Raw genomic sequence first — 23,845 nt, forward strand, 5'->3', positions numbered from 1 at the left:
CGCCGTATGACTGCACGCGGCTGGTTCCTGTTCTCCCTGATGGGAGTGGTCTGGGGTGTCCCCTACCTGATGATCAAGGTGGCGGTGGACGCGGTGTCCCCGTCCATGGTGGTGTTCACGCGCTGCGCGCTGGGCGCCGCGCTCCTGCTCCCCTTCGCGCTCCGCCAGGGCGGCCTCGGCCGTACCGTCCGGACCCACTGGAAGCCGATGCTGGCCTTCGCCGTCATCGAGATCATCGGCCCCTGGTGGACCCTGACCGACGCCGAACGCCATCTGTCCAGCTCCACCGCCGGACTCCTCATCGCGGGCGTGCCGATCGTCGCCCTCCTCCTGGCCCGCTTCTTCGGCGCCGAGGAACGCGTGGGCGCCCGCCGTGTCGCCGGACTCGCCCTCGGTCTCGCGGGCGTCACCGTCCTCACCCTGCCCCACCTCACCGGCGGCGATGCCCGCTCCCTGGCCGAGGTGCTGGTGACGGTCGTCGGCTATGCCACCGCCCCGCTGATAGCCGCCCGGCATCTCAAGGACGTCCCGACCCTCCAGCTGATCACCCCCTGCCTCACGCTCGCCGCCGTCGTCTACGCCCCAGCCGCTTACCTGACCCGGCCCGCCACCATGCCCTCGGCCGAGGTCCTGGCCGCGCTCGCCGGCCTCGGCATCGTCTGCACCGCGATCGCGTTCGTGGCCTTCCTGGAGCTGATCAAGGAGATCGGCCCGACCCGGGCCGGCGTGATCACCTACGTCAACCCGGCGGTCGCCGTCGCCGCGGGCGCCCTCTTCCTGGACGAGGAACTGACCCTCGGCATCGGCGTCGCCTTCGCCCTGATCCTGGCGGGCTCGGTGCTGGCCACGGCTGCGGCGCCGAAACGGGAGATCCGCCGGGTACCATGGTCGACACGGCAGACGAGCCGGGCGGACGGCCGCGTGGAGTCCCCCTGACGGGGAGCTCCCCGAGGAACGTCCGGGCTCCACAGGGCAGGGTGGTGGCTAACGGCCACCCGGGGTGACCCGCGGGACAGTGCCACAGAAAGCAAACCGCCGGGGACCTCGGTCCCCGGTAAGGGTGAAACGGTGGTGTAAGAGACCACCAGTGCCTGGGGTGACTCAGGCAGCTAGGTAAACCCCACCCGGAGCAAGGTCAAGAGGGGCCGCCTTTTCGAAGGTGTCCCTGCGCGGACGCTCGAGGGCTGCCCGCCCGAGTCCGCGGGTAGACCGCACGAGGCCGGTGGCAACGCCGGCCCTAGATGGATGGCCGTCGCCCGGGGCTCCGCGAGGGGCTCCGGGAACAGAACCCGGCGTACAGCCCGACTCGTCTGCCGCTCTTTATTTTCGCAGGTCAGGTGGCCATGTGAGGCATGGGGTTCCGCTCCCTGCTCAACAAGGTGGGGGACGCAGGCTCAGCCCCGTGAACGGGGCTATCCAAGACGGATCCGACGCCGTGATTGTCACATCCAGTGACCAGCAGTTACGGGACAAGAATTACTAAGGTTGAACTCACGGAGTCCGATGACCTGGTCAGGTCGTAGTCCATGATCAGGCCGGTGGGCGGCAGGCAGCCGTCGATCAGGTGGGGCCGGTACTGGAGCTTCTTCAGCTTCCGCTTGATCACGCGGGTCAGGTGGGCGAGGTCTGCCGCGGCGAAGTCGGCCGGGTGCCGCTTGAGGAGCGACCAGATTCCCTCGGCTGGCCTTCGGCTCGCCCCGGCGGCCGTGCCAGATGTGCAGCTTGAAGAAGAAGCGCGGCCGGTGTCCGGCGCGGTAGCAGGCCAGAGCAATGCTCAAGACCTGGGGATCGGCCTCGGATTGGACGCGAAGGGCGTACCTTCCCGAGTGATCGACCGAAGGTCACCGAGTAGGCCCGCGTTGGCGCGCGGGTCGGTCGCCGGTGGCCATGTCCACCCGCTTGTCGTTCACGAGTACCTAGCCGAGTTGGCCGCCGAGACGGACGAGGCCGGGCGCCGCCTGGTGGTCCGCAACGGCCACCACCGGCCCCGGACCGTGACCACTGCCGCAGGCCCCGTCGAGGTCACGGCCCCGCGCGAGTCGACGACCCGTCCATCCGGGTGGACGATCGTCGTTTTCAAACAGGGTGCGCATGTCGCAAGATCGTGGCCGCCGACGTCCGTGACGCCGGTTCAGCTGTTGGTCAGGCTGCGGCGGGTCCGGCCGGCGGGGCGAGTTCCCTGCGGATGACGGGGGCGATCTCGGTGGCGAGAAGCTCGATCGAGTCGTGGACCATCCCGGCGGGCATACCGCCGAAGTCGACCTGGCCCATGTAACGGTCGATGCCGAGTACGTCGCGTTCGGCGAGGATCTTGTCGATAATCTCCTGGGGACTGCCGACCATCAGCGCGCCGAACGGTACCGCTGCGGCGTCGAACTCGGCGCGTCCGATGTGAAAGCCGCGTCCGGTGGGCGGCTTGGGGCGGACGTATTCCTTGTAGAAGGGGAAGACGTCGTCGCGTGCGCCCTGGGAGGTGCGGCCGACGTAGAAGTGGCCGGATCTGCCGAGCCGCAGCCGGTCGGCGGGGTGGCCGGCCGCTGTGCCGACCGCGCGGTAGTGCTCGACGAGGGGGCGGGCACGTCGGATGTCCCCGCCGATGAGGCCGAGCACCATGGGCAGGCCGAGGCGTCCGGCGCGTTCCGCGCTGGACGGGGTGCCGCCCACGCCGAGCCACAGCGGCAGCTGCGGCTGCTGGGGCGGGGGCTGGACGGACAGGCCGTCCATGGCCGGGCGGAATCGTCCGCGCCAGGTGACGTGTTCGGGGTTCTCACGGATGGCGAGCAGCAGCCGCAGCTTCTCCGCGAACACGTCGTCGTAGTCCTCGAGGTCCACGCCGAACAGGCGGAACGCCTCGACGAACGCACTGCGCCCGGCGATGATCTCGGTGCGGCCGTCGCTGATCAGGTCGAGGGAGGCGAAGTCCTGGTGCAGCCGGACCGGATCGGCGGTGGAGAGCACCGACACGGCACTGGCCAGCCGGGTACGGCTGGTGGCCTGGGCGATCGCGGCCAGCGGGACGGCGGGGTTGGCGACGGCGAAGTCCCAGCTGTGGTGCTCGCCGAGACCGAAGACGTCCAGGCCGGCCTGGTCGGCGGCGATGGCGTAGGAGACGATCTCGCGGGTGCGGCGCCCCGGGTCGTGCGGTTTTCCTGTGGCGGGGTCGGTCTGCAGGTCGGACAGGGAGAGGATGCCCAGTTCCACGGTCGTCTCCGATAGGGGGACAGGGGTTGGGAGGGGGCGGCCCGGCCGGCGTGGTCGCGGGCCGGGCCGCTGTGAAGGGGCGGGGGACCGGGGGATCAGAAGGAGTAGGGCCCGAACCGGCCCCACATGATGACCGCGGCGACGATGAGCAGGATCGCGTTGAACCCGATGGCCTGCGGCTCCTTGCGGCGGGCGTGGAGGCCCATGGCCAGGACCATGATCACAGCCAGGCCGGTGGCGGCCAGCGGGGTGAGCACGGTGGCGATGTCGAAAGCACCCGGCAGGATCAGCCCGAGGCCGCCCGCGAGTTCGGCGACGCCGATCAGACGCACCACGGGTGTCGAGACGTCACTGACCCACGGCAGCTGGGACATGAGCTTTTCACGGGGCTGTGTGGACTTGGTGACGCCCGCGGCTGCGAACAGCGCGGCGAGGACGCCCTGCAGAATCCACAGGAACACGTTCATCCGAGCGGAGACCTTCTTCTTCGGTCGCGCCGCGGCGGGGATCGCCGCGGCGCGTGAGGATGGAGCGGATCAGGATTCAACGGGGGAGAGCTGGGAGGCGTCAGCCGGTGAAGACGCGCTCGGCTTCGTCGCGCTGGGTGTGCAGGTCCCAGTAGAGAGGGGCGATGTCCTCGGCCTCGGCGGTCGGGATTTCGGGAGGGCCGCCCGCGCCGATCCACACGCCGATGGCGACATGCGCGGCCTGGATACCGGTGCCGGCCAGCTCCTTGTGCAGGTTGAGCGCCCAGTTGCGCAGCGCCGCCTGGGCGGGGTTGACGTTGCCGAGCATCGGGATGGGGTCGACCGAGCCGGCGCCGTTGGTGAAGAGCAGGGTGCCCGCGCCGGCCTCACGCATGGCGGGCAGGACGGCCTGGGTGGCGGTGATGGCGCTGCAGAGCAGGAAGTCGATCCATCCCTGCACATCCGACGGGCTGGTCTGGGACGGGGAGGTGAGGGTCATGGAGTCGATGCTGGGAGCGGGAGAGTGCTCCAGGACGTCGATGCCGCCGAAGCGGGTGGCGGCGTCCTTGAGGGCCTGGGTCAGCGCGTCGTGGTCGCGCACGTCCGCCGGGAACGCGGCGGCCGTGATGCCCTCGGCGGTGAGCCGGCCGACGAGGTCGTCGAGCTTGGCGCGGTTGCGGGCGATGAGAGCGACGTCGTAGCCGCGCGAGCCGAAGGTGCGGGCGATGGCGAGGCCCATGCCGGGGCCGGCTCCGACGATGGCGATGCTGGGCATGGTGAAGTCCTTTCGTGGGGGAAGTGTCTGGGATACGGACTGGTCAGGCGACGGTGATGGCGATCTTGCCGACGGTGCCGGCGCCGAACGCGGCGAATGCCTCGGGGGCCCGCTCGAGGTCGAACTCGGAGTTCACCGAGACCTTGAGGGCGCCGGAGGCGACCTGCCCGGCGAGGGTGGACAGGGTGTCGGCGGTCGGGTTGGACCGGATCATGGCGGTCTGCAGCTTGCGGTCCTCCGAGGCGTCGGGGACGGTGAGGGCGGAGGCGACGGCGCCGCCGTCGCGGGTGAGCGCGGTGAGCTCGGCCAGGTCGCCGGCGAGGTGCAGCACCGCGTCCACGCCGTCGGGGGCGATCGCCCGGACCTGCGCGGTCACGTCCTGGGTGTAGTCGACGACGGTCACCTCGGCGTCGGTCAGCGCCGAGACGAAGCCGCTCTCGGAACCCGACTTGGCCGTGGCGATCACCCTCGCGCCCCGGGCAGCGGCCAGCTGTACGGCGATCGCACCCACGCCGCCGGTGGCACCGGAGATCAGCACCGTCCTGCCCTCCAGCGGGCCGAGCAGGGCGAGACCGTCGAAGGCGGCGGTGCCCGCCAGCCCGAGCGCGCCGGCGTCACGCACCAAGACCCCGTCGGGCCGGTGGGCGATGCCGATGGCAGCGGGAACGGCGACGTACTGCGCCATCGAACCCGTGCCCAGGTGCGCCTTGGTGACCACGCCGAACACGGCGTCGCCGACCGCGAAACCCTCGACACCCTCACCGACCGCCTCGACGGTGCCGGCGAAGTCCTTGCCGGGGATCAGCGGGAAGCGGTGCTCCATCATGCCCTGCAGGTATCCGGCCACCGTGCCCAGATCGAAGCCGTTCACCGAGGACGCGGCCACCTTCACCAGCACCTCACCGGCCTCCGGGCGGGGCACGTCCACCTCGGTCACCTCGGGGCTGCCGGGTACCTGCGCCAATGTCACAGCGCGCACTGATCATCAACTCCTTGGCATCGGTATCGCTCGACTCGGAAACGGGTATCCGCTTCGCGATCCGGAAAGGCCTGTCCGGTTCTGCGGTGCCCACGATAACACTGAAACTGGATAGGGCATTCCGATTCGGTAGACTGAGTGTCATGAACCTTGGCGCCCACTCCAGCGATGACCCTGCCGCACAGCCTCTGCGCAGCGATGCCGAGCGCAACCGTGCGCGGATCGTCGCCGCCGCGCGCACGGTGTTCAGGCGTGACGGCCTGCATGCCTCCATGGCTTCCGTGGCCCGCGAGGCGGGCGTGGGCATCGCCACTCTGTTCCGGCGATTCCCGACAAAGGAGGAACTGGTCGCCGCGGTCTTCGCCGACCGTATGGACGCCTACGTCGACGCGGTCGGCGTCGCCCTCGACGACCCCGATCCCTGGCGCGGTCTCGCGGGGTTCATCGAAACCGTCTGCGCGATGCAGGCCGCCGATTACGGCTTCGCCGACGTACTGACCATGACCTTCCCCACAGCCAAGGCTCTGGAGGAGCGCCGAGACCAGGCGTACGAGGGCGTCGTCCAGCTCATCGGCCGCGCCAAGGCCGCAGGACGTCTGCGCGAGGACTTCACCCCCGAGGACCTGGTGCTGGTGCACATGGCCAACGCCGGCGTCGTCAACGCCACCGGCGACGCCGCTCCCGACGCCTGGAAACGCGTCGTCGCCCTGATGCTCCAGTCCTTCCAGGCCCCCGCCCGCGGCCCCCTGCCCGACTCGCCCGAGCCCCGCGCCCTCTATAAGGCCATGCTCCGTGCCAGTCAGGCGTGCTCCGCCTCGCCGGAACCAGGGAGGAAGGACTGAAGGGCCACGTCCCGGCGCCCTGGCAGCGGAGTTCGACGCGCTCGTGGACTGCCACGGAGGCTCCGCGCGTCAGTGCCACCGGATGGTCGCAGAGGAGGCCGAGCCGTCACCATGACCATGAAGGGCCTGCCGTTCGCCCTGCTCTCCGTGCTGCTGCCCGGCCCCCGGATGCGTTTCATGTCCTAGAAGGTGCGGCGCGACGACATGGAGACCCTGGCCGGGTATGTGGACCGCGGCGAACTGCGCCCGGTGGTCGAGCAGGTCTACCCGCTGAGTGCCGTCCAGGACGCCCACCGCGCGGTCGAGACCGGCCACGCCCGAGGCAAGCGCGTAGTCGACCCAACTCAGTGAGTCGGCCCTGCTCACCTCGTCAACGAGTCGTTCTTTGAGGGTGGGGCTCGCGCACCCAGATTTCCCCGGCTGTGCCGGCCGGGGCGGGCACTCCGGCCCCGGCCATGACCGTCAACTTGACCTGAGCGACCGGGAACCCCGGGGGGCGCGAGCTCGCCTGACGTTCATCGGCACGGTCAGTCAAGGTGGCTGACATCCGATGTATTGTGAAGCTCCTCGCTGTCCTCTGCTGCTTCCGGGCGCAGTCGACATGCGGGGAAGTTCGTTCTCATCACCTCAGAGTGGTCTGTCGAGTTGCCGGTGGAAGTCACGCGAGTTGGTGCTGCAGCCCCTCTAGACATCCGATCTATACCGCGGCAAAGATGACGTGCCCCTCGGAGGACTAGAAGAGGTTGCCCTTCCTCTCGTGTCGAACACCCATGGCTGGGAGATCTTGCCGTGACCCATGCATCCCACCCGCAGCGAAGAAGCGTCCTGAAACTGGGCGGCGCCCTCGCCCTCGCACCCTTGATCACTCAGCTGGCCGGCGGCACCCCTGCGGGGCCGGCCTTCGCCGCCACCGCCGCCGCATCGGCGGCCGTCCGGTGGCCGACCGTGTCGCGCAAGGCGCTGAAGTACTCGGTCCCCGCCCTGGACTGGCAGTCGCAGGCCCTGCCGATCGGCAACGGCCGTCTCGGCGCCATGCTGTTCGCCGACCCCGATCAGGAGCGCATCCAGTTCAACGAGCAGAGTCTGTGGGGCGGGGTCAACAACTACGACAACGCGCTCGCGGGCAAGCCCGACAGCGCGTTCGACACCAGCATGACTGGCTTCGGCTCGTACCGGAACTTCGGCGACGTCGTCGTCACCTTCGCCGAACGGGCGAAGGTCACGGCCCCCGGGGGGCCGTACCGCACCTCTTCGTCGGAGGGCGTGGAGAAGTCGTACGACGGCAACGCGAGCACCAAGTGGTGCATCGACGGGCCCGGTTCGAGGGTGCAGTGGCAGGTCGAGCTCCCCGAGCCCGTCGCGGTCCCCTCCTACCGTCTGACGAGTGCCAACGACGTGCCGCAGCGCGACCCGCAGGAGTGGACGCTGTCCGGTTCCGCCGACGGCGCCACCTGGACCACCCTGGACAGCCGCACTTTTCCGGCGCCCTTCGAGAGCCGTTTCCAGACGAAGGAGTTCACCTGCGCCACCAGCGGGTCGTACCGCTTCTACCGGTTCGACTTCATCCCCAAGGCAGGGGTCAGCCACTTCCAGGTGGCCGAGATCGGTCTGTCCGGCGTCGACCTCGGTGGCGCCGCGCTGTACCTGTCGTCGCCGAGCGGGCACTCCGAGGGATCGGGTGCCGGGGCCGGGGCCGGGGCCCAGGCCATGGACATCTCGTGTTCGGTGGACCGCGATCCCGCCACGGTCTGGCGGGTCGACGACGGCGCACCGGCAGTCGTCTGGCAGGCCGACCTGCTCCGCGCGGTCGCCATCACCGCGTACACGCTGACGGCGGCCCCGGACCGTCCGCAGGACGATCCCCGGCGATGGACGCTGGAGGCGTCGCAGGACGGGCGAGCGTGGGTGACCCTCGACACGCAGAACCCCGGCGCGCCCTTCGCCGACCGTGGTGAGAGCCGGACCTTCCGGATCACCAACAGCACCGCCTACCGCACCTACCGGCTCACGTTCACCCCCGGCGAGTCGTCCACCGGCTTCCAGATCGCCGAAGTCGCCCTGGAAGGCAGGGGATTCGACACGCGCACGCTGCGCACGTTCGTCGACTACCAGCGCGCCCTGGACTTCTTCGACGGTATCCATGTCACCCGCTTCGGCGCGCCGGGGCGGCGCGTCCTCAGGGAGGCGTTCGCCGGCCGGTCCGCGGACGTCATGGTCTTCCGGTACACCTCGGACAGCGACCGGGGACTGTCCGGAGCGATCTCCTTGACGTCCGGGCAGCAGGGGGCTCCGACGACCGTCGATGCCGCCGCCCGGCGGATCGCCTTCCGCGGTGTCATGGGCAACGGCCTCAAGCACGCGTGCACCGTCCAGGTCGTGCACGCCGACGGCGACGTCCGCGCCGACGGACCGGCCCTCCGGTTCAGCGGCTGCACAAGCCTGACCCTGTTGCTCGACGCCCGCACCGACTACAAGCTCGACGCCGCCGCCGGGTGGCGCGGAACCGATCCCGAACCGGTCATCACCCGGACACTCGACAAGGTGGCCGCCCGGTCCTACAAGGAACTGCGCGAGGAGCACACCGCCGAGACACGTGCTCTCATGGACCGCGTCTCCGTCGACTGGGGCACCTCCGACGACGCCGTCATCGCCCTGCCCACCAACGCCCGGCTGGCGCGTTACGCGTCGGGCGGAGAGGACCCGACCCTCGAACAGGCGATGTTCCACTACGGCCGATACCTGCTGATCAGTTCCTCGCGCCCGAACGGCCTGCCCGCCAACCTCCAGGGCCTGTGGAACGACAGCAACTCACCGGCCTGGGCCTCCGACTACCACACCAACATCAACATCCAGATGAACTACTGGGGAGCCGAGACGACGAACCTGCCGGAGTGCCACGAAGCACTCATCGAGTTCATCAGGCAGGTGGTGGTGCCCAGCCGAGTGGCGACCCGCAACGCCTTCGGAAAGGACACACGCGGCTGGACCGCCCGCACCAGCCAGAGCATCTTCGGCGGCAACGCGTGGGAGTGGAACACCGTCGCGAGCGCCTGGTACGCACAACACCTGTACGAACACTGGGCGTTCACCCAGGACATGAAGTACCTCCGTACCGTCGCGTACCCGATGATCAAGGAGATCTGCGAGTTCTGGGAGGACCACCTCAAGGAGCGTGAGGACGGACTCCTCGTCGCGCCGAACGGCTGGTCCCCCGAACACGGGCCGCGCGAGGACGGCGTCATGTACGACCAGCAGATCATCTGGGACCTGTTCCAGAACTACCTCGACTGCGAGGCCGCGCTCGAGGCTGATGCCGACTACCGGGCCAAGGTCGCGGACATGCAGGCACGCCTCGCGCCGAACAAGATCGGCAGGTGGGGGCAGCTGCAGGAGTGGCAGGAGGACATCGACAGCCCCACCGACATCCACCGCCATACCTCACACCTCTTCGCGGTCTACCCGGGCCGCCAGATCACCCCGAAGACACCCGACTTCGCGGCCGCCGCCCTCGTCTCGCTCAAGGCCCGGTGCGGCGAGAAGGAAGGCGTCCCGTTCACGGCCGCGACGGTGTCGGGTGACAGCCGCCGCTCATGGACGTGGCCCTGGCGGGCGGCCCTCTTCGCCCGCCTCGGTGACGGGCAACGCGCCCAGATCATGCTGCGCGGACTGCTGAGCTACAACACACTGCCCAACCTGTTCTGCAACCACCCGCCCTTCCAGATGGACGGCAACTTCGGCATTACGGGCGCCGTCGCGGAGATGCTCCTGCAGAGCCACGACGGCGTCATCCACCTGCTGCCCGCCCTGCCCGACGCCTGGAAGGCCAAGGGTTCCTTCACCGGGCTGCGCGCCCGCGGCGGCTACGAGGTCAGCTGCGAATGGCGGGACGGGAAGGTCACGTCCTACAAGATCGTGGCCGACCGGGCACGGAACCAGGGGAACATCACCGTGCGGGTGAACGGCGCCGACAGGAAGGTGAAGCCGGTCAAGTCCTGAAGGCGGCAAAGCGGCCGCGGCGGCCGCGGGGCCATGACGGCGAACACCGATCCGTGATCGTCCCGCGCCCTTGCCGTCGTCGGCACGGCCGGTTTCGCGACCGCGTCCTGCCGACCGGTACAAGACACGTCGCGTCCGGCAATCGTGCGGAACCTCGTTGCTGGCAAGATCGGAATCAGCCAGCAGGATGCCGTGAAGCAACCGCCACAGAGCGGCCGGGTCGGACGAATCTGACGTTCGTCGGGTTGACCGAACGAGCCGCCGACCGGGTTCCTGCGCGGCGTCACGCGGTGTGCGGTTGCAGAGAGCCGTCGTTGCCGACCTCGGCCACGGCGAACCAGCCATGGTCCGCCACCGACTGATGACCCCGTGGACGATCTCGCTGATGAACTGCGGGGTTTCGGGGACATCCTGAGGTGGTTTCAGGCCTTGGTTGTGTGCTTGAGGTGGGAGTCGAAGAAGGCCTCAATGCGTAGCCATGCGTCAACAGAGGCTTCTGGGACAGGTCCGAGCCCGGCGACACGGTACAGCGGGTGCAACAGGCGCGGGCCGAATTGTTCGTCGTTGAGGAAGGCGTGCCCTGCCTGTGGGTACTCCTTCACGTCGTGTACGACGCCGAGCCTGTCGAGGGCGGAGTCGAGCTTCGCCGCCGCTCCCTTGAGCTGTCGATCGCGGCCCCCGTAGCTGGCGACGATGGGGCAGGCGCCGGCCAGGGACTGGTCCATGTCCTTGGGGAGCTGGCCGTAGTTGGCGGACGCGGCGTCGAAGGTGCCGCTGCCTGCCGCCATAAGGGCGAAGGACCCGCCCATGCAGAAGCCGATGATCCCGACCGCGCCGGTGCAGTCGGGGTCATCGACGAGGTAGGTTCTCGCGGCGGCGATGTCCTGGTAGGCGCGGCCGTGGCCGGACAGCGCGGCCCGCATGGTGGGTATCAGGCAGCGGCGTGCGCCTCCGTCCGTGTACAGGTCGGGCATCAGGGTCAGATATCCGGCGCTTGCGAGCCGCCGCGCCTGTCGGAGCATCTCGTCATTGGCACCCATGACCTCGTGCGCGACCACGACTCCGGGCCATGGGCCAGGTCCGTCCGGCCGGACGAGATGCCCGGTCAGCCGCTTGGAACCGCCGACCGGGGCGCTGAGGTGGGTCAGGGTGACGGAAACGGGATCTGGCACGGCATCCTCCGGAAGACGACATGGGCCGGTGTGGTGTGGGTGAGGCCGATGGGTCTCGTGGCAAGGGAAGGAACTGTGCCGAGTCATGGTGGATCCAGGGTGGACATGGTGGGCTCCAGGGGGATAGTGGCAACAAGGCGATGAGGGAACTGAGTTGGCGTCAGATGGACGCCGGGACAAGCGAGGGACGTACAGGCTCCCGAGTTCACGGAGCGCGTGAGCCCGACGAGCGGGGCCCAGGTGCCGACTGGCGCCTGGTCACCGAACCGAGCTCAGTGGCATGACCCTGTAGTACGTCGGCACTGCGATCACCGCGACCGCGACGTGCATCAGGAGCAGCGCCACCACACCGGTCACCTCGCCCTCGCCGAACAGGAAAAGGTCCGGCACGAAGGACAACACGACGACGGACGGGACGAGTCGGCGGAGCAGCCGTTCGGGATCGGGGGAGAACCTGCGGACGAGGGTCCACCCGACGGATCCTCCCAGCACTCCCAGCGCGGTCAGAAAGACGTACGACGAGGGCTCCAACGGGCCGAAGTCGTCCGGTGCACCGAGCGCGTGCGCCAGTACGGCGATCAACGCGTTCACCAGAGAGGACAGCAGGAAGGCGACGAACACACCTCCCGCCACCATGATCGGACCCCGACGGGAGGGGAGCATCTCGGAGACACGGGACATGGCAACTCCAAACGGATGCGAGGGACATTGGTCAGTTCTTGGGGCTACTGGTGGCATTCACTTGTTGAGAGAGACGGCCGACGTCGACGCCGTCACGCCCGCCGGCCACGCGCCGTGTCGTAGCCACGAGGTAGTGGACGGCAACGGCGAAAACCAGCAGCGCGGTCCAGTCGTTCAGGCGCAGGCCGAGGATGTGGTGGGCCTCGTCCATCCGCAGGTACTCGATCCAGAAGCGACCTGCGGCGTACGCGGCGGCGTACAGCGCGAACGCCCGCCCCCGGTCGAGACGGAAACGGCGATCCGCCCACAGGACCAGGGCGACCACGCCGAGACACCACAACGACTCGTACAGGAACGCCGGGTGATAAGTGGCCAGGTTCGGGGTGTCCTCAGGCCGGTGCGCGGGGTCGATCTCCAGGGCCCAGGGGAGGGCGGTGGCCCGCCCGTAGAGCTCCTGGTTGAACCAGTTGCCCCAGCGGCCGATGGCCTGCCCCAGTGCGATGCCGGGAGCGACGGCGTCGGCGTACGCGGACAGCGGAACGCCGCTACGGCGGCAGCCGATCCAGGCTCCGACGGCACCGCCTGCGACGGCGCCCCAGATACCGATACCGCCGTCCCAGATGAACAGGGCCTTCGCCGGATCACCACCCTTGCCGAAGTACGGCTCGCTGGAGGTGATCACGTGGTAGAGGCGGGCGCCGACCACGCCGAAGGGGACCGCCCACAGAGCGACGTCCGTCACGACGGTCTTCTCTCCGCCGCGTGCGGCCCATCGACGGCCACCCAGCCACACGGCGGCTGCGATGCCGAGGATCAGCATGAGTGAGTAACCGCGCAGCGGCAGCGGCCCCAGGTGGACCTCACCGACGGACGGGCTGGGAATGAAGGCCAGGGTCACGGGTAGTTCCTCACGAGGGGCGGTGGAAGAGCAGGCCGTCGGCTGCGGGCCGATCGTCGCCGCCCGCGCCCCTCCCGCACATCGACCGATCGACGCGCCCTTCGTCCACCGATCGGTGGACCCGCCCCGCTGGTCGGCTGATTCTGCCGCTACGCGGCTGCACCTACTCTGTGGGCCATGGCACTGCAACAGGCGTGGGACCGGCAGCGGTGGAAGACCATGGGGCAGCACGCCTTCTTCGTCACCGTGCTCGCCCTGTCCGTGCCGGGTGCGCTGGCCGGGGCGAACATGACGACCGGCGCCGCGCTGTCGCGGATCGGCCCGGCAGTGGGGCTCGCCCTTTGGTATGCGTACTGGATCGTGCTGCGCGGTGGCGCCGACCGCCCGCCGCTGCCCTACCTCGTCGGGGCCTTGTCCGGGTGGGCGGTCATGGCCACGGTGGACCCCGCGTTCCTCCCGGTCGCCGTGGCGGTGCTGAGCCCGTACTGGCTGCGGCGGGCCTGGTGGTCGGCCGGCGGGGTGCTGGTGCTGGGCGCCGGCTGGTCGTGGCAGAGCCTGACCACGGACGGCTCCGTCGACGTGCGGGCGCTCACGGGATGCGTACTCGGTACCGCCGTGGCGGTCACGATCACCTGCTACGTCGCGACCCTCGATCACGAGAGTCACAAGCGGCAGCGGCTCCTCGACGAGCTCACCGCCACCCAGGCCGAACGCGCGGCAGCGGAACGTCAGGCGGGCACCCTGGCCGAACGCCAGCGCCTGGCCCGCGAGGTCCACGACACGCTCACCCAGGGGTTCGCCTCCATCGCCATGCTGCTGGACGCCGCACGCGACGACCTGCCACCCGACTCCCCTGCGGCCCGCCGCGTCGAGCAGGCCATGCGCACGGCCCGGGACAACCTCGCAGAGAGCCGCCGCCTCGTGCACGCTCTTCGCCCGGCGCCACTGGACCGCACGCACCTGGCGGACGCTGTCCGTGAACTCACCGCCCGGCTCGCGGAGGAGACCGGCACCGAGGCCTACACGGTGGTGACCGGCCGACCGGTCGCCCTGCCTCCCAGTACCGAGGGCGAGTTGCTGCGGGTCGTGCAGGAGGCACTGACCAACGCCCGGCGGCACGCCCGCGCGATGAGCGTCTCGGTCACGCTGTCGTACCTCGGCGACGTCCTGGCGATCGACATCCAGGACGACGGCACCGGGTTCGCACCCGCTGCCCGGTATACGGGCGTTGGCCTGATCACCATGCGGGAGCGCATTGCCGCTTTGCACGGTACGTTCGCGGTCGAAAGCTCCCCCGGCGAGGGCACGACCGTCGCCGTCACGGTGCCACTCCCGGTCGAGCCTTCCGCCTCCGACCCCTCAGCCGTGTCGGGCACCGAGCGGATGGCCCCGGCGTCATGAGGACGTCGGCCGTTCCCACGATCCGAGTCCTCCTCGCCGACGACCACCCCGTGGTCCGTGACGGGCTTGCCGCCATGCTCTCCACCCAGCCCGATCTCACGGTCGTCGGCGAAGCCGCCACCGGCGCCGAGGCACTGCGCCAGACCGCCTCACTCGCACCCGACGTCGTGCTGATGGACCTGCAGATGCCCGGCATGGACGGCACGACCGCGACCGCCGCCATCCGTGCCGCCCACCCCGAGGTGCGGGTACTCGTCCTGACCACCTACGACACGGACGCCGACATCACTGCCGCCGTCGACGCCGGCGCAGTCGGCTACCTGCTCAAGGACACCGGACGACACGAGCTCTGCGAGGCCGTTCGGACCGCGGCTCGGGGAGGCGCGGCACTGTCGCCCACAGTGGCCGCCAAGGTCCTCGCCCATATGCGCGGCGAACGGGGCGCCGGCTTGTCCGGCAGGGAGCTCGAAGTCCTGTCCGCCGTGGCCCGGGGGCAGAGCAACAAACAGATCGCCCGCGCCCTGCGCCTGTCGGAGGCCACTGTCAAGACCCATCTGCTGCACATCTACGCCAAGCTCGACGTCCGCGACCGGACCGCCGCCGTCACCGCCGCACTGGGCAGGGGAATCATCCGCATGGACTGAAGGCCTTGCCGAAGGCACAGGGGCCTGGGGCAGTCCGGTGGGAGAGAGGCCGAGGAGATCGCGGCGTCGCGCCGCCCGGGAACACGAAGCACCCCACAAGGGTGTGGTGTGGCACTGTGGGGTCGTCTCGCAAGGACGTGGACGCCACCCAGGCCCGCTGAAACCACGGGTGGTGCCCGGAACCGACCTCCAATCGGTGCAAGCCAGACAGAGGGCGATTGCCTCTGACTGGCTCCGAGCAGCTCGGGTCGAACCGGGGTCGAATCACAGCGGTTTCCTCTGACTGCCTCCGGTCGCCTCTGCAACCCGTCCTAGCAGGTCACAGCCGGTCCTATCCCGCAAAGCCGCAGGTCAGAAAGGTGCTCCAGGAATACCCGGCGTACAGCCCGACTCGTCTGCCGCTGTCGGCGGCTTGCCTTGGAAAGGGCATCTGATCTGGGACAAAAGTCCGTTTCGATCTTTCGGGGCTTGCCGCGTCACGCGGCGGAAGTCCCTCGGGCAGTGCTGGATGCCCTGAAAAGTTCCTTGGCGCAGATTTAGCGGGCAAGGTCTCTGCGCTGGCCGTTCGCGGCAGCCGTCAGAGCATGGTGCTGGAGCCGCTGGCGGTGGGGTTGGTCTTGGCTCGACGGGATCACGCGGCCCGATCGCGGCTCGCGCCGGCGACTGGAGCCGTCAGAGAGAGGCACTCGCCGGGCACTTCGAGCGGGGGCGCGGCTCGGCGCCGATATCCGGGACGCGCTGACCGGCGCCATCGACGCGTTGCTCGCCGCGGAAGACTTGATCGAGTCGGAGGGCGGCCTGATTCCCGCCGAGGGTTTCTGATTCTTTGCCATGGCCCTCCTCATCTCGCCCGGAGGGCCTCCGAGTGGCGGGGCCTGGTCGCCGTTGCGTCGACAGGCTCCGTTGCGGCGTTTAGACCCTGACACGGCCGCATTCGCCGGGAGTACTCCGGTATCCGGACCTGGATAGGGGAGATCGGACACGCCATTCGCTGCTGCCACTATGACCACCGGTACGACCGTCAGTACGGCCAGGTACCCTCAAACCCATCGTCAACGCGGCCCGACGGGCTTCCGCTCCACCTCGGTGGAGTCTCGAAGGACATGCCCCCACCCGCACGAGTCTCTTCGTGCTGCCTGGGGGAAGTTCTTGCTGTTCCGCGCGTCCGCGAAAACGGTCGCCGTCATGGCACTCGACGGTTCGCTGTTCCTGCACCTCACCGACAACTTCGTCCACATGCACGGCTATCGGCCCGGCGCCTCGGAGGTGCGTTCCTGGGAGCGCAGCATCCCCGTCCTGGCCGCCGCCCTCAACGACGCCGGCCTGGCCGACGTGGAGGTCATGCTGGAGTACTCGCTCCCGCTGAACAGCAAGCGCGTCGACGTCGTCCTCGCCGGAGTACACCCGGTCACGGGAGAGCCGTCCTACGTCGTGGTGGAGCTGAAGCAGTGGAGCCAGGCACTGCCCCACGAGGACGACCCCACCCTGTGCCACGTCGACGCCTATGCCCACCCGGTCCTCAACCCCATCGAGCAGGTGCGCCGCTACTGCGAATACCTCGTCAACTTCAACGGGGCGATAGCCGAACACCGGCATCGGGTGGCCGGAGCGGCATATCTGCACAACGCCACCGAGTTCGGCGTGACCGGGCTGCGGGAGATCGAGCGCGATGGCCACGGACTGCTCTTCACCGCGGAACGGCGGGGCGCCTTCCTCGACCATCTCCGTACGAGGCTGAGCGACGAACACTCGGGGGCCCAGGCGGCGGACCAACTGCGGGCGGGAGCCACCGTGCCGTCGAAGCAATTGATGTCCGTGGCCGCCGAGGAGGTGCGCGAACGCCAGCAGTTCATCCTCCTCGACGAGCAGCAGGTGGCGTACCGCATGGTGCTCAACGCGGTGGAGAAGGCGAAGCAGGCCGACCGCAAAGAGGTCGTCATCGTCACGGGCGGGCCCGGTACCGGTAAGAGCGTGATCGCGCTCCAACTGCTCGGTGACCTGTACCGCCGCGGAGTTCCCACGTTGCACGCGACCGGATCGCAGTCGTTCACGAAGACAATGAGGAAAGTCGCCGGAGCCCGCAAGCGGGAAGTCCAAGACCTGTTCAAGTACTTCAACAGTTTCATGACCGCTGAGAAGAACAGTTTGGGTGCGCTGATCTGCGACGAGGCGCACCGCATCCGGGAGACCTCGGCCAACCGCTACACCCGTGCAGCACTCCGCACTGGCAGGGCACAGATCGACGAGCTCATCGACGTCGCCTACGTGCCGGTGTTCTTCCTCGACGAGCATCAGGTCGTGCGCCCCGGCGAGATGGGCACCGTGGCGGAGATCAAGGCGGTTGCAGCGAAGCGGGGCATCCCATGCCACGTCGTCCCGCTCGACAGCCAGTTCCGCTGCGGTGGCAGTGACGCCTACCTGCGCTGGGTGGTACGCCTCCTCGGTTTGGAGCCGGGCGGGCCGGTCGTCTGGGAGCCCGACGACCGCATGCAGTTGTTGGTGGCCGACAGCCCGCAGGAGATGGAGGCCTTCCTCGAAGCCCGTCGGTCCCAGGGCTACGGTGCCCGTATGTCCGCAGGTTACTGCTGGCGCTGGTCCCCGGAACCCAAGCCAGGCGAGCCGCTCGCGACCGATGTCGTCATCGGCGACTGGGCTCGCCCGTGGAACCTGCGCGGCGACCGCTCCGTCTCCGGCGCGCCCCCGGCCGCGCTCTGGGCCACCGACCCGGCGGGCTTCGGACAGGTCGGCTGCGTCTACACCGCGCAGGGCTTCGAGTACGACTGGTCCGGCGTCATCATCGGTCCCGACCTGGTCTGGCGCGGCGACCGCTGGATCACGGACCGCATGGCGTCGAAGGACCCGGTCTTCAAGAAGTCCACGCCCGACACGGACGTGGACCGCCTGATCCGTAACACATACAAGGTGCTGCTGACCCGGGGCATGGTCGGCACGATCGTGTATTCGACGGACCCGGAGACACGGGAGAAGCTGCGGGAGCTGGCGGGCGGACACCGGGACCGGGAACCCGCCACGGTCTGACGGGGCAGCGGGAAGCCCGGCGGGAGCGGCAGGCGGAACGGAATAGCCCATCCTCTCTGCCTCTTTCGCGATGTCGTGCCACGGCACTGACAGCGTGATCCGGCCACGATTCTTGCGGTTCGGGCCGACAGCCGCTCTGTCGCTCCCCCTGTAGGCCACCGCTTCCTTAAGATCATCGGTACCAATTGCGGCCCGACGGGCTTCCTTACGAGGACACGCCCCCATCCGCACGAGTCATTCGTGCCCTGGGGGAACCACCTCGTGTCCATGCTCCTGCTGAAGCTGGCGGCGCAGGATCTGCTCACCTTGAACTCAAGACGCCGCATGGTGCCGCATCTAGCCGCCAGGTGGCGGCATTTCCGGGGAGCGGATGCGTCGCTGACGGAGCGTTTCGCTTGGGCGGAGAGCCTGGTGAGCCTCGCCAGCGACCTGGTCGCCGCCGGTCGCGGGAACGTGGAGATGATCGTCGAGTGTGCTGCCACCCTCAGCGAGACTGACCGCCCGGACGGCCCCCGGCTCATCGATGTCGTTCTCGTGGGCCATCATCCGCACCGGCGTCAGTTGTCCGTGCAACTCGTCGAACTGAAGCGCTGGTCGATGGTGACCAGGGTGGAGCAGGCGACCGCTGATCTCGTGCACGTACCGGGGATGGGCAGGAAGAAGCACCCGGCACTGCAGTTGCGCGAGTACTACGAGGCTTTTACGGGCACCGGCGGGCCGCTGAGCGGACTCGACTTCGAATGCGGCGGCTTCGCCTACCTGCACAACGCCACGGACGAGTCCGTACGGCCCCTGATCGACATCGACATGCCGACCGGCTCCTACGCCCGTGTGTACACCAATGACGGGCGAGAGAAGCTGTTGTCCGACCTCCGCGAGAACTTCGCCGAGGAAGGTGGCGCCTCTGCGGCCGAAGTACTCATGCGGAGCATGGGGCTACGCAACACGCCCTTGCTCGACGCCATGATCTGGTCGCGCGGAGAGGACACCGTGTTCACCCTGCGCGGGCGGCAGAAGGAGGTCGCCGACCAGATCTTGGACACGGCCTCCAAGGTCCTCCCCGACCCCTTGAATCCAGCCCTCGTCCCCGACGAGCGGCGCGTGGTCTTCCTGGTGACAGGTGGCGCCGGGACCGGCAAGAGCGCCATCGGACTGCAGATCAAGGCGGAGTTGGAAGCTCGAGGCCGGACAGTCAAGTACGCCAGCGGCAGCCGGGCCTTCAATGGCGCCATTCAGGAACATGTCGGCTACGGAGACCGGGAGTTCCGCGAGACCTTCACCTACTTCAGCAGCTTCGACACCCCGCCGGATCCGCCTCTGGACGTGCTGATTTGCGACGAGGCGCACCGTATCCGGGACCGTTCGACGAACCGTTTCTGGAAGCCCGAGCAGCAGGGCACCCAGCCCCAGGTGGACGAGTTGCTCGATGCGTCCCGGCTGACGGTTTTCTCCCTGGACGAGGGGCAGTCCGTGCGACCGAACGACGTCGGCACCGTCGGCCTGATCGAGGACGCGGCCAGGCGACGCAACGCCCGACTCGTGCGCTACGGCCTTCGGGAGCAGTTCCGGTGTGGTGGCAGCGACGCCTACATCCGCTGGGTGCGCGCCGTGCTCGGGGTGACGGACGACGCACCGGGGCAGTGGACACCGGACGGACTGATGCACGTGGAGGTGGCGGACACCCCGCATGAACTCGAACGCATCATCCGCAGCGAAGCCCTGGCCGGCGCGTCCGCGCGCATGGTCGCTGGCTACTGCTGGCCCTGGACGAAGCCTCTCGGCGAGGGGAAGCGACTGGAAGCCGACGTCCGCATCGGCGACTGGCACAGGCCGTGGAACGCGGACAGCGACAGCTTCTGCGAGAACGACGCGCCACCGTCGAAGATCTGGTCGGTGCACAAGAACGGTCTCGACCAGATCGGCTGTGTGTATACGGCGCAGGGTCTCGAATGGGACTGGTGCGGTGTGATCATGGGTGAGGACATGGTGCGCCGCGACGGCCAGTGGGTGTTCCAGCGGGGCAAGGAGCATGAGGAGCCGGAAACGGGTATCAAGCGCGTCGCCACGCCGGGGTCGTTCGACCCGAAGGTGAAGGCCGGCAGTGTGGACGACGGGGAATTCGCCCGACTGGTCCGGCATGCCTACCACGTGCTGATGACTCGGGCGAGCCGTGCGACGGTGCTCTACTCCACGGACGAGGAGACCCGGACCTACCTGAAGGAACTCGTTGGCGAGGTCCAGATCCACGGACTGCGCCCCACCTGGGAGAACCTGCCGAGGGAAGCGCGCGTACCGCACATGCCCCGGCCCCGGAGAGGAAAGCGCCGCCGCAGGAACCGGAACACGCCGGGCTCGGAGGGATCCGATCTGCGTCTGTTCTGACGGGTGCCGGCACTGACGCGGAGTGGCGGGCTCTCCGGGCCCGCCACATGTCTGGTCAGAGGACCAGGCGCGCTGCCGCGGTCAGGGCCGCCACCACGAGATTGGCGACGACACCTACGGCGACGTCGACCAGAATCTCGCGAAGCCGGTTACGACGTGCAGGCTTGTACTCAACAGGGTTCATGGGTAACCACTCCTTGGCGTGAGCTGGGAATGGCAGGGACGGCCCTACCGGGCATCCGCACTCACACCACGTGCGGCACGCGGTGGAAACCACTCGTCAGTCACAGCCGAGGACCGGCGCCTGAACGCCGCCGACGTACCCTCCGGGAAGGTGCGCAGCGGGAAACAACCTAGTGCAGCACCAAAATGTCGGTAGCCAATTTCGGCCACCGTGATCGCCGTCGCTGTCGCCGTCGCCGTTGCCGTCGCCTCCGAGTACGGCTGCCCGCCCATGACTGGAACGGCGTGTACACCGTCGATGAGCTGGTCGAGATGCTCAAGCAGCCGCCGCGCGACGAGCGGCGCCGCGTCACCGCGTCACCGCGATCAGCTCCCGCGAGATCGCGGAGGCCCTGAAGAGCATCGGCATCAGCAAAAGCGACGCGCCCCGCGACGGACCCACCCCCCTCCCCCGTAGAGCAGACGACAGACAGCTCACAGGGAGGGGAGCAGGACGTGGCAGGGCACAGGGGCAGGCGTCTCAGAGGTGCGGCGGCCGCAGTGGTGGCGATGGCGGCGCTCACCGCGTCGCAGGCGCCGGGGGCGGTGCCGGCGCGGGCAGCCGCACCGGTGCGCGGTCAGGCACCCGCCGCGGACGGACCGAGTGTGTCCGGTGACGCGCCGTACCGCACCGAGCTTCCGCCGCTGCGGACCGGGAAGCGCGCGGGCGGCGGGGCGGAAGCGGAGGTGGGCGGCGCGCTGCCCGCGAGCGTGTTCGCCGCCTATCGGCGGGCCGAGGACCGGCTCGCGCGTGAGGCGCCCGGCTGCCGGCTGCGCTGGCAGCTGCTGGCGGCGATCGGGCAGGTGGAGTCGGGACAGGCGCGGGGCGGCAGGGTCAGGTCGGACGGTACGACCGTGGCGCCGATCCTCGGGCCGCGGCTGGACGGCACGGCCTTCGCGCTGATCCGGGACACCGACGGCGGCGCCCACGACGGGGACCCGGCGTACGACCGCGCGGTCGGGCCGATGCAGTTCATCCCGTCGACCTGGGCCCGCTGGGGCGCGGACGGCAACGGCGACGGGCGTACGGATCCGAACAACGTCTTCGACGCGGCACTCGCCGCCGGACGGTATCTGTGTGCGGGCGGGCGGGATCTTTCGGTTCCCACCGAGCTGGACCGGGCGATCCTGGGCTACAACCACTCGGCGGCCTATCTGCGCACGGTCCGGGCCTGGTACGCGTACTTCCTGGAAGGGCACCGGGTGGTGCCGGACCGCTCCGCCGGGTCCTCCTCCGCGCGCCCCGAGCCGTCACGATCGCCCTCGAAGCCGGAACGAGCCGCACCCACCCCGTCCGGCCGTCCGACCGCCATCCCCTCCCGCCCGTCGTCGGCCCCCGCCTCACCGGCCCCCACCCCGTCCCGTCCGGCCACCGAGCCCCCGGAGACGGAGGAGCCGCAACTCCCCGTCCCCGACCCGGACATCGAGCTCCCCGGCGACGACCTGCTGCCCAGCCCCGCCCCACTGACCAGTAACAACGCGGACTCGATGACCGCCGACCCCTCCACAACCGCCGATACTCGGCGGTAATGTCGCCCCACCCGCCGGACAGCACGAGGCCGGTGGGCGAGCGCGAAGGGGCCCTCATGGCGACGGACATGCCTGCGGACATGCCCGCAGAGACACCTGCAGTGGTGACCGCGGCCGACGAGCGGTGGCGGCGCATGTGGAGCCACCGTGAGCACCTGCTCAAGGTGGCCCGGCGCAGGTCGATGAGCGCCGAGGACGCCGAGGACGCGGTGCACGAGGCGATGCTGCGCGCCGCCGAGCGGCCCGACCTGGACGAGGAACGCCTCGCGGCCTGGCTGACGACGGTGACGATGCGGCTGTGCGTCGACCGCTACCGGCAGGTGAACCGCGAGGCCGAGGTGCGTACCAGCCCGACGCTCATCGCCCCCGGCCCGGTGCCCGTCGAGGAGGCCGTCTGCGACCGGGCCGAGGCGAAGTGGCTGGCGGTGCGCAGTGGTGAGCTGCCCGCCCGGCAGGCCGAGGCGCTGCGGCTGAAGTCGGAGGACCTGGACGTCGGCCAGGTCGCCGTCAAGATGGGGCTGAGCTACCGGACCGTCGAGTCGCTGCTGGCCCGCGCCCGGCGGACGCTGCGGCAGTCGCTGGCCGCCACCCTCGGGTTCGCGCTGTTCCTGATCGGCTGGGGGCGGCCGCGCGGAGTCGGCAGGGGACAGGCCGTGGCGGTCGCCTCGACGGCGGCGTCCCTGGCGGTGGCGGGGTTCGTGCTGCCGTACACCCTCGACGGCGGTGGAGGCGGGGGTGAGGGTGGTGCGGCGCCTCGGACCGCGGTCGCCTCGCCGGGTGCGGAGGCGGTTCGGCCGGGGGGCGGTGGCGGGGATCGTACGCCGCGAGGGAAGGGCCCCACAGCTGCGGCAGCCGAGCGCGGAGCGGCCGTGTCCCCCTCCGGCGAATCGTTCCTCCCGCTGTCCGTGCCGTCGCTGCCGGCGGTCCCGGACGTTCCGGACGTTCCGGAGGTCCCGGTGTCACCGCTGCCCGTCCTGTCCGCGCCGGAGGTCCCGCAGGTGCCCGACGTCCCGAGACCTGATGTCCCCGACCTGCCGGTGGATCCCTCCGCCGTGCCGACGGGCACGGCGGTCCCGGAAACTCCGGAGGCTCCGGAAGCCCCCGCCACACCGTCCGCCTCGCTCCCCGTGCCCACGCCGAGCCCGCTTCCGTAGCGCCCGGAAACCCGCCCGGCGTCCGGCCCGGCGTCCCGCCGGGAACCCGTCCGGTATCCCGCCGGGAGTGTCGCCGGGCGTCCCGCCGGGAATCCCGCCCGGTATATCCCGCCGGGAGTGTCGCCGGGCGCCCCGCCGGGAGCCTCGCCCTGCGTCCCGCCGGGAGCCTCGCCCTGCGTCCCGCCGGGAGCCTCGCCCTGCGTCCCACCGGGAGCCTCGCCCTGCGTCCCACCGGGAGCCTCGCCCTGCGTCCCACCGGGAGCCTCGCCCTGCGTCCCACCGGGAACCCCGCCCTGCGTCCCACCGGGAGTCCCGCCCGGCATCCCGCCGGGAGTCCCGCCCGGCCCCCCGCCGGGAAACCCGCCCGGAACCCACTCGAAAAAAATCCGCCACCCGAGCGACGGACCCCCCGCCCCTCCCCGTAGAGCAGATGTCAGAGCTGCTCCACGGGCTGAAGGGTGG

At 69.7% G+C, this 23,845-nt stretch carries 17 protein-coding genes, 1 other RNA gene and 2 pseudogenes; 11 read left to right on the top strand and 9 right to left on the bottom strand.

Translation table 11 applies throughout. The features are described from left to right. Positions 1-69 precede the first annotated feature (69 nt). Together AC07F0_RS17130 and rnpB are read left to right on the top strand one after the other, a co-directional pair. A pseudogene (locus AC07F0_RS17130) lies at positions 70-786 on the top strand (DMT family transporter); the annotation flags it as partial. A gap of 115 nt (positions 787-901) precedes the next feature. After that, positions 902-1,313: RNase P RNA component class A (gene rnpB / locus AC07F0_RS17135), an RNA gene on the top strand. Between the two features lie 149 nt (positions 1,314-1,462). Here rnpB and AC07F0_RS17140 read toward each other — a convergent pair. The 5 genes and pseudogenes from AC07F0_RS17140 to AC07F0_RS17160 all read right to left on the bottom strand — a co-directional run. Further along, positions 1,463-1,766 (bottom strand): annotated as a pseudogene (locus AC07F0_RS17140) (IS630 family transposase); the annotation flags it as partial. A 376-nt stretch (positions 1,767-2,142) separates the two neighbouring features. Then, on the bottom strand, positions 2,143-3,201 hold the full coding sequence (locus AC07F0_RS17145) for an LLM class flavin-dependent oxidoreductase (RefSeq protein ID WP_478979668.1): 1,059 nt from the start codon (positions 3,199-3,201) through the stop codon (positions 2,143-2,145). Positions 3,202-3,296: 95 nt separating this feature from the next. Next, on the bottom strand, positions 3,297-3,668 hold the full coding sequence (locus AC07F0_RS17150) for a DoxX family protein (protein WP_141573698.1): 372 nt from the start codon (positions 3,666-3,668) through the stop codon (positions 3,297-3,299). Between the two features lie 100 nt (positions 3,669-3,768). After that, positions 3,769-4,443 (bottom strand): SDR family NAD(P)-dependent oxidoreductase, encoded by a 675-nt coding sequence (locus AC07F0_RS17155; protein WP_478979670.1) that lies wholly within the window; start codon positions 4,441-4,443, stop codon positions 3,769-3,771. Between the two features lie 43 nt (positions 4,444-4,486). Next, complete coding sequence (locus tag AC07F0_RS17160) at positions 4,487-5,422, bottom strand: NADP-dependent oxidoreductase (protein ID WP_478979672.1); 936 nt, start codon at positions 5,420-5,422, stop codon at positions 4,487-4,489. Between the two features lie 143 nt (positions 5,423-5,565). Between AC07F0_RS17160 and AC07F0_RS17165 the strand changes: the two genes are divergently transcribed. The 3 genes from AC07F0_RS17165 to AC07F0_RS17175 all read left to right on the top strand — a co-directional run bounded on the left by AC07F0_RS17165 (position 5,566) and on the right by AC07F0_RS17175 (position 10,260). Beyond that, the gene (locus AC07F0_RS17165) at positions 5,566-6,264 is read left to right on the top strand and encodes a TetR/AcrR family transcriptional regulator (protein ID WP_478979674.1); all 699 of its coding nucleotides are present in this window, start codon (positions 5,566-5,568) and stop codon (positions 6,262-6,264) included. A gap of 204 nt (positions 6,265-6,468) precedes the next feature. After that, complete coding sequence (locus AC07F0_RS17170) at positions 6,469-6,615, top strand: zinc-binding dehydrogenase (RefSeq protein ID WP_478979676.1); 147 nt, start codon at positions 6,469-6,471, stop codon at positions 6,613-6,615. A gap of 438 nt (positions 6,616-7,053) precedes the next feature. Beyond that, positions 7,054-10,260, top strand: a complete 3,207-nt coding sequence (locus AC07F0_RS17175; RefSeq protein ID WP_478979678.1) for a glycosyl hydrolase family 95 catalytic domain-containing protein — start codon at positions 7,054-7,056, stop codon at positions 10,258-10,260. A gap of 422 nt (positions 10,261-10,682) precedes the next feature. On the opposite strand, the gene AC07F0_RS17180 is transcribed toward AC07F0_RS17175, so the two are convergent. The 3 genes from AC07F0_RS17180 to lgt form a co-directional block, all read right to left on the bottom strand. Next, on the bottom strand, positions 10,683-11,432 hold the full coding sequence (locus AC07F0_RS17180) for a dienelactone hydrolase family protein (protein ID WP_478979680.1): 750 nt from the start codon (positions 11,430-11,432) through the stop codon (positions 10,683-10,685). Positions 11,433-11,690: 258 nt separating this feature from the next. Next, positions 11,691-12,113, bottom strand: a complete 423-nt coding sequence (locus AC07F0_RS17185) for a DUF6069 family protein (RefSeq protein WP_478979682.1) — start codon at positions 12,111-12,113, stop codon at positions 11,691-11,693. Between the two features lie 31 nt (positions 12,114-12,144). After that, positions 12,145-13,011 carry a prolipoprotein diacylglyceryl transferase gene (lgt, locus tag AC07F0_RS17190; RefSeq protein WP_478979684.1) on the bottom strand — a complete coding sequence of 289 codons (867 nt, stop codon included), beginning with the start codon at positions 13,009-13,011 and terminating at the stop codon, positions 12,145-12,147. Positions 13,012-13,188: 177 nt separating this feature from the next. Between lgt and AC07F0_RS17195 the strand changes: the two genes are divergently transcribed. From AC07F0_RS17195 to AC07F0_RS17210, 4 genes are all read left to right on the top strand, one after another. After that, the gene (locus AC07F0_RS17195) at positions 13,189-14,412 is read left to right on the top strand and encodes a sensor histidine kinase (protein WP_478979686.1); all 1,224 of its coding nucleotides are present in this window, start codon (positions 13,189-13,191) and stop codon (positions 14,410-14,412) included. Continuing rightward, on the top strand, positions 14,409-15,056 hold the full coding sequence (locus tag AC07F0_RS17200; RefSeq protein ID WP_478979687.1) for a response regulator: 648 nt from the start codon (positions 14,409-14,411) through the stop codon (positions 15,054-15,056). The genes AC07F0_RS17195 and AC07F0_RS17200 overlap by 4 nt, the downstream gene beginning before the upstream one ends. A 1,149-nt stretch (positions 15,057-16,205) precedes the next feature. Then, the gene (locus AC07F0_RS17205; protein ID WP_478979689.1) at positions 16,206-18,095 is read left to right on the top strand and encodes a DNA/RNA helicase domain-containing protein; all 1,890 of its coding nucleotides are present in this window, start codon (positions 16,206-16,208) and stop codon (positions 18,093-18,095) included. Positions 18,096-18,362: 267 nt separating this feature from the next. Continuing rightward, complete coding sequence (locus AC07F0_RS17210) at positions 18,363-20,477, top strand: DUF2075 domain-containing protein (protein WP_478979691.1); 2,115 nt, start codon at positions 18,363-18,365, stop codon at positions 20,475-20,477. Positions 20,478-20,532: 55 nt separating this feature from the next. Here the strand turns inward: AC07F0_RS17210 and AC07F0_RS17215 are convergent, their stop codons facing one another. After that, positions 20,533-20,661: a DUF6408 family protein gene (locus AC07F0_RS17215; protein WP_307174844.1), complete on the bottom strand. Its 129-nt coding sequence runs from the start codon at positions 20,659-20,661 to the stop codon at positions 20,533-20,535. 548 nt (positions 20,662-21,209) lie between these two features. Between AC07F0_RS17215 and AC07F0_RS17220 the strand changes: the two genes are divergently transcribed. Next, positions 21,210-22,229, top strand: a complete 1,020-nt coding sequence (locus tag AC07F0_RS17220) for a lytic transglycosylase domain-containing protein (protein WP_478979920.1) — start codon at positions 21,210-21,212, stop codon at positions 22,227-22,229. 56 nt (positions 22,230-22,285) lie between these two features. Then, positions 22,286-23,383: an RNA polymerase sigma factor gene (locus tag AC07F0_RS17225; protein WP_478979693.1), complete on the top strand. Its 1,098-nt coding sequence runs from the start codon at positions 22,286-22,288 to the stop codon at positions 23,381-23,383. Positions 23,384-23,845: the final 462 nt, after the last annotated feature.

The sequence above is a fragment of the Streptomyces sp. NPDC045955 genome, assembly GCF_056430805.1.

What these genes read in the sequence shown, in the direction of transcription:
- AC07F0_RS17150 (WP_141573698.1), bottom strand. Translation starts at nt 3,668, where the DNA reads ATGAACGTGTTCCTGTGGATTCTGCAGGGCGTCCTCGCCGCGCTGTTC.
- AC07F0_RS17155 (WP_478979670.1), bottom strand. Translation starts at nt 4,443, where the DNA reads ATGCCCAGCATCGCCATCGTCGGAGCCGGCCCCGGCATGGGCCTCGCC.
- AC07F0_RS17165 (WP_478979674.1), top strand. Translation starts at nt 5,566, where the DNA reads ATGAACCTTGGCGCCCACTCCAGCGATGACCCTGCCGCACAGCCTCTG.
- AC07F0_RS17170 (WP_478979676.1), top strand. Translation starts at nt 6,469, where the DNA reads ATGGAGACCCTGGCCGGGTATGTGGACCGCGGCGAACTGCGCCCGGTG.
- AC07F0_RS17185 (WP_478979682.1), bottom strand. Translation starts at nt 12,113, where the DNA reads ATGTCCCGTGTCTCCGAGATGCTCCCCTCCCGTCGGGGTCCGATCATG.
- AC07F0_RS17195 (WP_478979686.1), top strand. Translation starts at nt 13,189, where the DNA reads ATGGCACTGCAACAGGCGTGGGACCGGCAGCGGTGGAAGACCATGGGG.
- AC07F0_RS17200 (WP_478979687.1), top strand. Translation starts at nt 14,409, where the DNA reads ATGAGGACGTCGGCCGTTCCCACGATCCGAGTCCTCCTCGCCGACGAC.
- AC07F0_RS17210 (WP_478979691.1), top strand. Translation starts at nt 18,363, where the DNA reads ATGCTCCTGCTGAAGCTGGCGGCGCAGGATCTGCTCACCTTGAACTCA.
- AC07F0_RS17215 (WP_307174844.1), bottom strand. Translation starts at nt 20,661, where the DNA reads ATGAACCCTGTTGAGTACAAGCCTGCACGTCGTAACCGGCTTCGCGAG.
- AC07F0_RS17220 (WP_478979920.1), top strand. Translation starts at nt 21,210, where the DNA reads ATGGCGGCGCTCACCGCGTCGCAGGCGCCGGGGGCGGTGCCGGCGCGG.
- AC07F0_RS17225 (WP_478979693.1), top strand. Translation starts at nt 22,286, where the DNA reads ATGGCGACGGACATGCCTGCGGACATGCCCGCAGAGACACCTGCAGTG.